At 71.8% G+C, this 10725-nt stretch carries 11 protein-coding genes; 7 read left to right on the top strand and 4 right to left on the bottom strand.

Annotated elements, in window-relative coordinates:
* A partial coding sequence (locus GH736_RS10230) for an LVIVD repeat-containing protein (RefSeq protein WP_159602826.1) occupies window positions 1-1764 on the bottom strand: 1764 nt, incomplete at its 3' end.
* 2 nt (window positions 1765-1766) lie between these two features.
* Window positions 1767-2579, bottom strand: a complete 813-nt coding sequence (locus GH736_RS10225; RefSeq protein WP_159602824.1) for a spermidine synthase — start codon at window positions 2577-2579, stop codon at window positions 1767-1769.
* 190 nt (window positions 2580-2769) lie between these two features.
* Here GH736_RS10225 and GH736_RS10220 point away from each other — a divergent pair, with 190 nt between their 5' ends.
* Window positions 2770-3792, top strand: coding sequence for a lipid II:glycine glycyltransferase FemX (locus tag GH736_RS10220; RefSeq protein WP_159602822.1), 1023 nt, complete (start codon window positions 2770-2772; stop codon window positions 3790-3792).
* Window positions 3793-3928: 136 nt separating this feature from the next.
* Window positions 3929-5362 (top strand): GH1 family beta-glucosidase, encoded by a 1434-nt coding sequence (locus tag GH736_RS10215; protein ID WP_203230711.1) that lies wholly within the window; start codon window positions 3929-3931, stop codon window positions 5360-5362.
* Here GH736_RS10215 and GH736_RS10210 read toward each other — a convergent pair.
* Window positions 5359-6498 (bottom strand): glutamate--cysteine ligase, encoded by a 1140-nt coding sequence (locus GH736_RS10210; RefSeq protein ID WP_159602818.1) that lies wholly within the window; start codon window positions 6496-6498, stop codon window positions 5359-5361. The genes GH736_RS10215 and GH736_RS10210 overlap by 4 nt on opposite strands.
* Window positions 6499-6721: 223 nt before the next feature.
* Here GH736_RS10210 and rpsP point away from each other — a divergent pair, with 223 nt between their 5' ends.
* From rpsP to GH736_RS10185, 5 genes are all read left to right on the top strand, one after another.
* On the top strand, window positions 6722-7141 hold the full coding sequence (gene rpsP / locus GH736_RS10205; RefSeq protein WP_159602816.1) for a 30S ribosomal protein S16: 420 nt from the start codon (window positions 6722-6724) through the stop codon (window positions 7139-7141).
* Between the two features lie 3 nt (window positions 7142-7144).
* Window positions 7145-7381 carry an RNA-binding protein gene (locus GH736_RS10200; RefSeq protein ID WP_056651189.1) on the top strand — a complete coding sequence of 79 codons (237 nt, stop codon included), beginning with the start codon at window positions 7145-7147 and terminating at the stop codon, window positions 7379-7381.
* Between the two features lies 1 nt (window position 7382).
* A complete protein-coding gene (gene rimM / locus GH736_RS10195) occupies window positions 7383-8045 on the top strand; it encodes a ribosome maturation factor RimM (protein WP_159602814.1) in 663 nt (220 codons plus the stop codon).
* Window positions 8046-8054: 9 nt separating this feature from the next.
* Complete coding sequence (gene trmD, locus GH736_RS10190; RefSeq protein ID WP_159602812.1) at window positions 8055-8744, top strand: tRNA (guanosine(37)-N1)-methyltransferase TrmD; 690 nt, start codon at window positions 8055-8057, stop codon at window positions 8742-8744.
* Window positions 8745-8991: 247 nt separating this feature from the next.
* Window positions 8992-9690, top strand: a complete 699-nt coding sequence (locus GH736_RS10185; protein ID WP_235933970.1) for a sirohydrochlorin chelatase — start codon at window positions 8992-8994, stop codon at window positions 9688-9690.
* Window positions 9691-9769: 79 nt separating this feature from the next.
* Here GH736_RS10185 and GH736_RS10180 read toward each other — a convergent pair.
* On the bottom strand, window positions 9770-10725 hold a 956-nt coding region (locus GH736_RS10180), incomplete at its 5' end, for an FAD-dependent oxidoreductase (RefSeq protein WP_159602808.1).

The following is a 10725-nucleotide window of genomic DNA, read 5'->3' as shown; positions in this document are numbered from 1 at the left end:
CGGCGAGACGGTCGGCACCGCAACGGTCAGGCCCGCGAGCGCGAGCTGCGGTGCTGAACGGTCACCCCGCACCACGAGGTCGTAGCTGCCGGGGTCGAGCGGCCCCGGCAGGGTGGCGACGGTCGGGGCCATGGAGCCGTCCGCGGCCGCGGTGACCGTCGCGAGCACCGTCTGCGTCGGCATCCACCACACGTCGGCGGTCTCTCCGGGAACCAGCGAGCCGGCCGGGAGCGAGACCGTCACCTCGGCCGAAGGCCCGGGCTCGAGCGTCGCCGGTTCGATCGAGAGCGTCTCCAGTGGGGCGCGTTCGGCGGCATCGGCGGGCACGAGGGGGGCCTCCCGCCAGACCCACGCGTACGCGGGCTGGGTCTGCGGATTCAAGCCGACGGCGTCGTACCGTGCGGCATCCGCGAACAACGGGTCGGTGAGCCGGAGGACCTCGAGGCCCTCGTACATGTCGCTCGCGTACAGGTAGCCGTCGTAGGGGTACACCGCCCAGATGCCGGCGGTGTAGTCCATCGAGTACCCGTAGTCGGGCCGATCGAACCACGTGAGTTCCACGGGCGCCGCCGGGTCGGTGAGGTCGACGACCGACACGCCCCCTTCGAGCCACGCCTGCGCGACGATGAAGCGACCCGGCACGGCGACGAGGCCGCCGGAGTGCGCGACGCACTTCTCGAGGTCGGACTGCGTGCGGGGGAGCTTGTAGCTGCCGGCCTTGACGAGCCCCTCGGGCCGGATGCCCCAGATCCCGTCGGCCCCCCGGTCGGCGCCGAACGCCGGCGAGCAGGTGTTGATGAATCCGTCGCCGAGCTCGTCCTGGAACACGATCTGCGTGGCGTCGTTGTCGAAGATCCCCGAGTGCCAGAACGCCACGGCGGGATCGCGTACGCGCTGCAGGACCACCGGTGCGAGCGGGTCGGTGATGGAGAGCAGGAGACCGTCCCCGCGACAGGCCGCCACGGCCAAGCCCTTCGCGGGGAAGGCGGTGATGTCGTGGCATCCGGTGGTCGACCGCGTCTCGGCGCCGCCCGGGACGCGGTCCTCGGGCCCGAAGGCGGTCTCATCGTCGAACAGGTCGAGCTCGCCGACGATCGACGACTGCTCGGGGGCGGCGAGCGGCACCTCGATGATCTGCAGCGGGTTTCGCCCGGTGCAGTGCATGGACGCGCCGCGACTGTAGGCGTTCATGTAGACGAAGACCCGCTCGGGACCGGCAGGGTCGGGGAGGACGGTGTGCGTGTGCCCTCCGCAGCGGGTGCGCACCGCCGCGGCGTAGCGGGGCGCCCGGGGGTCGCTCACGTCGAAGATCCGAAGGCCCTCCCAGTTCTCGGACGTCTCCGGCACGCGCGTCGCCTCGCAGGAGTCATCCGACATCGTCTCGTCGACGGAGATGAGCACCAGGTTCCCGACGGCACTGATGTCGCCCTGTCCGCCCGGACACGACACGGCCGTCACGAGCTCGGGGGCGGTCGGATCGGCGATGTCCCAGATGGAGAAGCCGGCGTAGTTGCCCTGTACGAGGTAGTCGCCCGAGAACGCCAGGTCGGAGTTGATGAAGCTCGGGTCGTCCCCCTGGCGGAAGGGATTGTCGCGGTGCGCCACCCACTCCAGCCCGGGACCGATCGACGGCTCCCGGCCCTCTGAGGCATCCGCCCGGTGCGGTGCGGGCACCAGGAGGGCGCCCGCGAGCAGGGCGACCACGAGCAGGGACCTCGGCGCGCCGCCGACCGCCGCTCGCATCCCCGCGCGACCGGCTCGCATGCTCAGTCCCGCTGATCCCCGTCGCGGCGCGGGAGCGCATCCCCGACGAACGACACCAGCGACTCGTCGCGAAGGAGTCCGATCGGTCGTGGGCCGGTGTCGGCACGTCGCAGGAACTCCTCACCCGGCAGCGGCACCGCGGAGGCCGCGACCACGATGTTGCCGAGGCTGGTGCCCTCCACCACCGGCGGGGCCGCGAGGGCGAGCACGTCGGCGAACCCCGACCGGAGCGTCGCGGTCACCTCGCGGCTGACCACGAGGCCCTCGGTCGCGAGCGTGTTGACGATGACGATGCCGTCGGGCGCGAGCAACCGCGCGAGCGAGGCGAAGAACCCCTGCGTCGACATGTGCCTGGGCGAGATGCTTCCCGAGAACACGTCGACGACCGCCAGGTCGTATCCACCGGCGGTCTGCACGGCGCGTTCGACCGCCTGCCGCCCGTCGTCGAACTCGACCGTGAGCTGCACGTCGTCGGCGAGGGGCAGCGCCGCGAGCACGAATTCGAAGAGCTCGCGGTGCAGTTCGACCACGTGCTGCACCGAGCCGGGTCTGGTCGCCCCGACGTACCTGGGGATCGTGAGGGCGCCTGCGCCGAGGTGCAGCACCCGCAACGGTCGGCGCGGCTCACGGCATCCGTCGATCATGGCCGCGATCAGCCGCGTGTACTCGAGCTGCAGATCGAGGGGGTCGAGCGGGTTCACGTGCGATTGCGTCGTGCCGTCGACGACGAGCGAGGAGCCGCCGTTGGTGCCCCGGCCCGACAGCAGCTGGGCCCGGACGTGCTCGCCGTCGAGTTCGAGTCTGGAGTCGCCCATGTGCTCCACACTAGGTCGGGCGTGGGCGAGCGGCCAGATGCCGCGCGACCTGGACCCGTCCGGCCGACCGCGGCGGGCGTCGAACGGCGTGAAGTGGGCGGCGGGCGGCATCTGCGCCTACGATGTGCGCCAAGGCAGGGCGTCTCGCGGGACGGCCGCCGCGCACACGGCAGTTCGACGAGGAGGTACCGTGCAAGCGGCCCAGTCGCAGGAGCATGCGGTCGCCTGGGATGACCGGGTGCTCGCGAGCCAGAGTGCGCCGCACTTCATGCAGTCGAGCACGTGGGAGGCCGTGCGCTCCTCCGGACCGTGGCGGGTGTCGCGCCGGGGCCTCGGCGTCGAGCGCGACTTCCCGGTGCTCGTCTTCGAGCGGCTCGCGGCGGGCTTCGGGCTCTTCGCCCACATCCCACGGGTCAGCGGCCTCGGGCCGGCCGACGTGCCCTGGTTCACGGAGCGGGTGCGCGCGGAGCGCGGCACGGCGTTCGCGACGAAGGTGGAGGTGCACCAACCGCGGGACGAGGCGCTCGTGGCCGCCTTCGCGTCGAACGGCTGGCTCCCGACGGCGGCATCGCAGTACCGGCACGCCGTCGTCGTCGACACGTCGGCGGGCGAGGAGGAGATCCTCTCCGGCATGAAGAAGCGGGCACGGGCGGAGATCCGCTCGGCCGAGCGACAGGGCGTCGTCGTCGGACGGGTCGACGCCGACGCGTCGGGCCGCCGTATCATGGCCGAGCTCGTCCGCACCACCGCGCAGCGGTCCGGGGCCTTCTTCCGCTCGGCGGAGTACCTCGAGCGGGTGTGGGACACGCTCGCTCGCGACGATCGCGGCCGGCTCTACTTCGCGCGCCACGACGGGCAGGTCGTCTCGGGCGCCTTCGTCGCGACGTACGGCCCCAACGCGTGGTACAAGGACGGCGGCTCCCTGCGCGACCGACCGCAGCTCATGGCCTCGCGTCTCCTGCAGTGGGAGATCATCCGGGACCTCGCCGCAGCCGGCATCGAGCGGTACGACCTCGGCCACGTCCCGCCGCCCGGCGAACCGGATGCCGCCGGCCGCGGCGTCCTCACCTTCAAGAGCGCGTTCGCGCGGGACATCGTCGAGTTCATGCCCGCGTTCCAGCTCTCCCACGAGGACCGGGCCGAGGAGTGGCGGCTCGGGGAACGGGCGTTCCTGGCCCGGTACCTGGAACGCACCGGCGACTACTGGTACTGAGCGAGTCCCGACGTCGAACGCCTCCCGACGTTCCATGACGTCGCGCTGACCGACGTGTGAGGCAAGCCGAGGGCGACGCGATACTGTGAAGTGGCGGCGAGAGCGGATGCCGCGACTCGACGACTGGAGCACGCTCATGACCACCGGCTCAGCCGACTACCGCGACGCGGGACTCACCTTCCCCGACGACTTCCTCTTCGGATCCGCCACGGCGTCGTACCAGATCGAGGGTGCGGTGGACGAGGACGGACGCGGCCCCTCCATCTGGGACACGTTCAGCCACACGCCCGGCAAGGTCTGGAACGGCGACACCGGCGACGTCGCCGACGACCACTACCACCGGCTCGACGCCGACCTCGACCTCATGGCCGAGCTGGGGCTCGAGGCGTACCGGTTCTCCATCGCCTGGCCGCGGATCCAGCCCACCGGGCGCGGGCCGGCCAACGAGGCGGGCCTCGCGTTCTACGAGCGCCTCGTCGACGGGCTGATCGCCCGCGGCATCCGGCCCATCGCGACGCTCTACCACTGGGATCTCCCGCAGGCGCTCGAGGACGAGGGCGGGTGGGCGAACCGCGCGACGGCCGAGGCCTTCGCCGACTACGCCCGCATCGTGGGGGAGCGCCTCGGCGACCGCGTCGCCGTGTGGACCACCCTCAACGAGCCCTGGTGCAGCGCGTACCTCGGCTACGGCTCGGGCGCGCACGCCCCGGGCCTCATGGACGGGGCGAAGGCGCTCGCCGCCGTGCACCACCTGAACCTCGCGCACGGGCTCGCGATCGCCGCGCTGCGCGACGTCGTCACGAACGACCCCGGCTACTCGATCACGCTCAACCTGCACGTCATCCGACCGTCGGGCCCGACCGGTGCGGAGGCCGCACGCCGCATCGACGGCCTCGCGAACCGCGTGTTCCTCGGGCCCCTCCTCGACGGCGAGTACCCCGCCGACGTCATCGCCGACACGGCCGAGGTCACGGACTGGTCGTTCGTGAGGCCCGGCGACACCGAGCTCATCCGCCAGCCCATCTCGCTGCTCGGCGTGAACTACTACTCGACCGTGACCGTGGCGATGTGGGACGGCGTGTCACCGCGGGCCAACGCCGACGGCCACAAGGACATGGGCGGCACGCCGTGGCCGGGCTCCCAGCACGTGGAGTTCCTCGTGCAGCCGGGCCCCTACACGGCCATGGGCTGGAACATCGACCCGTCGGGCCTGGAAGACCTGCTCGTGGCCCTGCACGAGGCCTACCCGGGCCTTCCGCTCATGGTCACCGAGAACGGCGCGGCGTTCGACGACGTCGTCACCGAGGAGCCCGACGGCCCGGCCGTGCACGACGCGGAGCGCGTCGACTACCTGCGCCGGCACTTCACCGCCGCCCACCGGGCCATGGCACGCGGGGTCGACCTGCGCGGCTACCAGGTGTGGTCGCTCATGGACAACTTCGAGTGGGGCTACGGCTACTCCAAGCGCTTCGGCATCGTGCGCGTCGACTACGACACGCTCGAGCGCCTGCCGAAGGACAGCGCGAAGTGGTATGCCGAGCTCATCCGCACGCGGGCCATCCCGGCCTAGGAGACCCCTTCGCGGAGCTCGCGGGCGAGGTGCGCCACCACGGCCGTGAGGTCGCCCCCTGCGGCCTCGGCCACCCGCAGCTGGCGCTGATAGCTCGCTCCGCCGTCGAGGGTGCCGCGCACGAGCTGCAGCTCGGCCTGGCATCCGAGCCGCTCTGCGACCGGCACCAGCGTCGTGAGCAGGTCGCGCACGTCGTCGCCGACGAGCCGCTCGGTGCCCGCGACATCCGTGATGATCTCGGCGTCCATGCCGTATCGCGCGGCGCGCCACTTGTTCTCGCGCACGTACCACGGCTGCAGCACCGTGAGCGTCTCTCCGTCGTCGAGGCGCTCGCTCATCCACTCGACGAGGCACTGCACCAGCGCGGCGATCGCGGCGATCTCCGCCGCCGTCGAGACGCCATCGCAGACGCGCACCTCGACCGTGCCCCACTTCGGCGACGGGCGGATGTCCCACCGCACCTCGCTGTGGTCCTCGATCACGCCGGTGCGCACCAGGTCGTCGACGTAGCGCTCGTACGCCGACCAGTCGGGCAGCGGGTACGGCAGCCCGGCCGTGGGCAGCTGCTGGAACATGAGCGCGCGATTCGACGCGTACCCGGTGTCGACGCCCGCCCAGAACGGGCTCGACGCCGAGAGCGCCTGCAGGTGCGGGAGGTAGGCGAGCAGGCCGTCGAGGATCGGCAGGGCCTTGTCCCGGTCGTCGATGCCGACGTGCACGTGGATGCCCCAGATCATCATGTTGCGGCCCCACCACCGGGTGCGCTCGATGAGCTTGTGGTACCGCGGCTTGTCGGTGAGGCGCTGGTCGTACCACTGGCTGAAGGGGTGCGAGCCGCTGCAGATGAGCTCGTAGTCGCCGAGCTCGTCGATCACCGCCCTGACTTCCGCGAGTTGTCCCTCCAGGTCGGCGACGGCGTCGGCGACCCGGTGGTGCACGCCGCTCACGAGCTCGACGGTGTTCGTGAGCAGCTCCGACGTGATGGTGGGATGCGTCCCGCCGGCGCTCCGCTCATCGAGCAGCTCGAGCACGCGGTCGCCGATCGAGGCGAGTTCGCCGGTGGCACGATCCACGATGGCGACCTCCCACTCGAGGCCGATGGTGGACCGGGCCGAACGGGCGAAGTCGATCTGCACGGCGCGAACCCCCTCCACGGCGTCGGATGCGCCGATGTCGGCTCATCATGGCATGCGACCCGGGCGATTATCCTTACGACGCGAAATCTGCAAGAATGGTCAGTCGAGTTCTGTACCGCCCGACCCTCTATCCGGCGCACAGAACCTCATTGAGCTTCCGCCGAGTGTGCACCCCACGCTCACGGCTGTCAGTTCGCCCACCTCACAACATTTCAGGAGAATTGTGGCTGTCAAGATCCGTCTCAAGCGCCTCGGCAAGATCCGTGCGCCGTACTACCGCATCGTCGTCGCCGACTCGCGCACCAAGCGCGACGGTCGCGTCATCGAGGAGATCGGCAAGTACCACCCCACCGAGAACCCCTCGTTCATCGAGGTCGACTCCGACCGCGCCCAGTACTGGCTCTCCGTCGGCGCCCAGCCGACCGAGCAGGTCGCCGCGATCCTCAAGCTCACGGGCGACTGGGGCAAGTTCAAGGGCGACGCCGACGCGAAGTCCACCGTCAAGGTCGCCGAGCCCAAGGCCGGGTTCGTCGCCGACGACAAGAAGAAGCCGGTGCTGAAGCCCAAGTCGGAGAAGCCCGCGAAGGCGGATGCGGCCGCCGAGGCGCCCGCCGCCGACGAGACCGCGACGGACGAGGCCTAGGCCTTGCTCCAGTCCGCGCTCGAACACCTCGTCAAGGGGATCGTCGATCACCCTGACGACGTGAAGGTCGTCTCCGCGTCGAGCGCACGCGGCGAGGTCCTCGAGGTTCACGTGAACCCCGAGGACCTCGGTCGCGTGATCGGCCGTGCCGGCCGCACCGCGAAGGCGCTCCGCACCCTCGTGACCGCACTCGCCGACGGCCGCCGCGTTCGCGTCGACGTCGTCGACACCGACGACTGACGTGGCCGACGCACCCCGAACGCAGCTCAGGGTCGGCCGCCTCACCAAGGCGCACGGCCTGAAGGGCGCCATCAAGCTCGAGCTCTACACCGACGATCCCGAGCGCCGCTTCGTGCCCGGCGCCGAGTTCTCGCTGCAGGTGCCCGAGTCCTCGCCCTGGCACGGCAAGCACCTCACCCTCCGTGAGGTGCGCTGGTACAACGGCCACCCGGTCGGGTTCTTCGAGGGGGTCGACGACCGCACCGCCGCCGAGGGCCTGGCGAAGGCCATCCTCTGGGTCGAGCACGTCGACCAGGAGTCGCCCGAGGACGACGCGTGGTACGACCACCAGCTGATCGGACTCGCCGTCATCCGCGACGGCGAGCGCATCGGCCAGGTCACCCACGTCGACCACCTGCCGGCCCAGGACCTCCTGATCGTGAAGGCCGGCGGCCGAGAGGTCATGGTCCCGTTCGTCTCGGCGATCGTGCCAGAGGTCGACATCGAGGCGGGCACGCTCACCGTCACGCCGCCGCCCGGCCTCTTCGAGGAGCTCGTCGAGGAACCGGTGGAGGCCGTCGTGCCCGCGCAGGCCGAGCCCGAGGCATCCGCCGACGCGGAGCCCGAGGCGTCCGCCGACGCCGGGCCCGAGGCATCCGGCGGCGACGACCAGCCCGCCGAGTAGGGTCGGGCCATGCGGATCGACATCGTCACGATCTTCCCCGACTTCTTCTCGGTGCTCGACCTGTCGCTGCTCGGCAAGGCGCGCCAGACGGGCCTGATCGACGTCCGCACGCACGACCTCCGCGAGCACACCCACGACCGGCACCGCACCGTCGACGACACGCCGTACGGCGGCGGTGCGGGCATGGTCATGAAGCCCGAGCCGTGGGGCGAGGCGATCGACGCGATCGTCGGCGACGCGGCATCCGACGCCCTGCTCGTCGTGCCGTCGCCCGCGGGGGAACCGTTCACGCAGGCCACCGCCCGCGAGCTCGCGCAGGAGGCGCATCTCGTCTTCGCCTGCGGGCGCTACGAGGGCATCGACCAGCGCGTCGTCGACCACTACGCGGGCCGCATGCGCGTGCGCCTCATCAGTCTCGGCGACTACGTGCTGAACGGCGGCGAGGTCGCGGTGATGGCGATGATCGAGGCCGCGGGCCGTCTCGTGCCCGGCGTCGTCGGCAACCCCGAGAGCCTCGTCGAGGAGTCCCACGAGGACGGCCTGCTCGAGTACCCGAGCTACACCAAGCCCGCGACCTGGCGTGGCCTCGAGGTGCCGCCCGTGCTGCTCTCGGGCAACCACGGCGCGATCGCCGCGTGGCGGCACGACCAGCAGGTCGAACGCACCCGCCGCGTGCGGCCCGAGCTGCTCGCCGAGTAGCCGGCGCGGTCGCATCTTCCATCCGCGCCCTTCACTCCCGACACGCGACCACGGGCGCCACGGCTCGGCGTGAGGCACTCTTCACGTCCCGGAAACACTCGGGAGCCGTCCGCGAAACACGCCGTGCATAGCGTCGAAACCGGCGGCCGACAGCGGAATCCGCCGGAGAGCGCGGGGTTCGGAGATGGTCGGGTCGAGTGGTGCTGGCCTTCCGGATGACCGGCTCGGCGCCCATCCGCTCCGTCTCGTGGCCGTCACCCACGGTGCGCCGTCGGCCGCGAATCGCGAGGCCGTGATCCGGCTCGTCGACGCCGTCGCCTCCGAGCGACCCGACATCGGCGTGTCCATCAGCTTCGTCGATGCGAGCAACGCCGATGTCGCGGCCGCCCTCGCCGCCGACGCGGAGCCCGATGCGGTGATCGTGCCGCTCGTGCTCTCGGCGGGCTTCCACGTGCGCACGGGCCTCTCGCTCGGCCTCGACCGGATCGGCGGGGGCGCCCAGCTCGCCCCCGAGCTCGGGCCCGACGAGCGCATCGTCTCGGTGCTCGCCGATCGCCTCCACGCCCTGGGCCTCGCCGAGGGCGACGCCGTGCTCCTCGCCGCGGCGGGCTCGAACGATCCCCGGGCGGTGCGCGAGTGCTTCGAGACCGCCCGCCGGCTCGGCCAGCGACTCGGCCGTCCAGTGACCGTGGGGTTCATCGCCGCGGCCATCCCTCGACTGCCGGATGCCATCGAGATGATCCGCGAGGTGCATCCCGGCTCCCGCATCGTCGTGGGCGCGTACCTGCTGGCGCCCGGCACGTTCTACGACGCCGCCACCGCGGCGGGCGGCGATGTCATCGCCGAGCCGCTGCTGCTGCCCGACCGGCCGGCGCCGCGCGAGCTCGTCGAGCTGGTGCTCGAGCGCTACGCGCATGTCGACGCCGACCGCCGAGAGCGCGCCTGACGCGCGCCTGACGCGTGCGGATGCCGGTGGCGACGGCGATCCTCCGAGGGCGACGAGGGACACCCCGCCGCCCGTGACCTCAGGCCGTGAGGCTCGGCGTCCCGTCCGCCTCCGCCGCACGGGCGAGCACCTCCGCGATGCGGCCCTTGCAGCCGCCGCAGCCCGTGCCGGCGCGCGTGTCGCGACCCACGCACTCGACCGTCGTGTGGCCGCACGCCGCCGACTCCTCGATGCGTCCGACCGTGACGCCGTTGCACCAGCACACCGTGCTCGTCGGCGCGAACGCGTCGGCGTCGGCCGCTGGATCGTAGTCGGGACCGTCGAACCGCAGCACCAGGGAGCGGTCCGCGGGCAGTTCGCCGCGCCGCTCGAAGAGGAGCGTGAGCTCGGCGGCGGTGCGCGGCATCCCGACGCTGACGAAGCCCGTCAGCACGCCGTCCTCGGTCACCATCTTCACGTAGCGGAGGTGCTCGGGATCGGCCCACTGCGAGACGCGCCGGCGAGGATGCAGCGCGTCGTCGTCCCACGGGTCGGCCGCGATCTCGCCGACGGCGACCACGTCGATGTGCTCGGCCTTGAGCATCACGATCGGGTCGCGCTCGGCCGGCACTGCGGCATCCGCCCCTCGGCCGGCGGCCTCGTCGGTCAACGCGGCGGCGAGCCACGACGCCTGGCGCCAGCCGGGTCCGATGAGGCCCGATGGTGCGCCGGGCAGGACCCGCTGGCCGGCGAGCTCGTCGGTGCGCGGCGTGACCTGCGCGCAGTCGCCGATCGCATAGACGTCGGGGTCGCTCCACGACTGCAGCCGCTCGTTCACGACGATGCCGACGGCGGTGCGCAGGCCCGAGAGGGTGGCGAGCTCGTTGCGCGGGCTCACGCCGCACGAGAGCACGAGCAGGTCGCCGCGCAGCTGCTTGCCGTCGGCGGTGACGAGCATGTCGAACCTGCGGCGCCCGTCGTCGTCCGTGCGGAACGCCACGGCCTCGGCACGGCTGTGCGCGATGACGGTGATGCCCGTGCGCCGCAGCGCCGCAC

Origin of the sequence: Agromyces humi (genome assembly GCF_009720255.1) — a bacterium.
GTDB classification, from domain to species: domain Bacteria; phylum Actinomycetota; class Actinomycetes; order Actinomycetales; family Microbacteriaceae; genus Agromyces; species Agromyces humi.
The sequence above is the reverse complement of the archived record's forward strand: the minus strand, read 5'-3'. Positions and strand labels throughout refer to the sequence as shown.

What these genes read in the sequence shown, in the direction of transcription:
- GH736_RS10225 (WP_159602824.1), bottom strand. Translation starts at nt 2,579, where the DNA reads ATGGGCGACTCCAGACTCGAACTCGACGGCGAGCACGTCCGGGCCCAG.
- GH736_RS10215 (WP_203230711.1), top strand. Translation starts at nt 3,929, where the DNA reads ATGACCACCGGCTCAGCCGACTACCGCGACGCGGGACTCACCTTCCCC.
- trmD (WP_159602812.1), top strand. Translation starts at nt 8,055, where the DNA reads ATGCGGATCGACATCGTCACGATCTTCCCCGACTTCTTCTCGGTGCTC.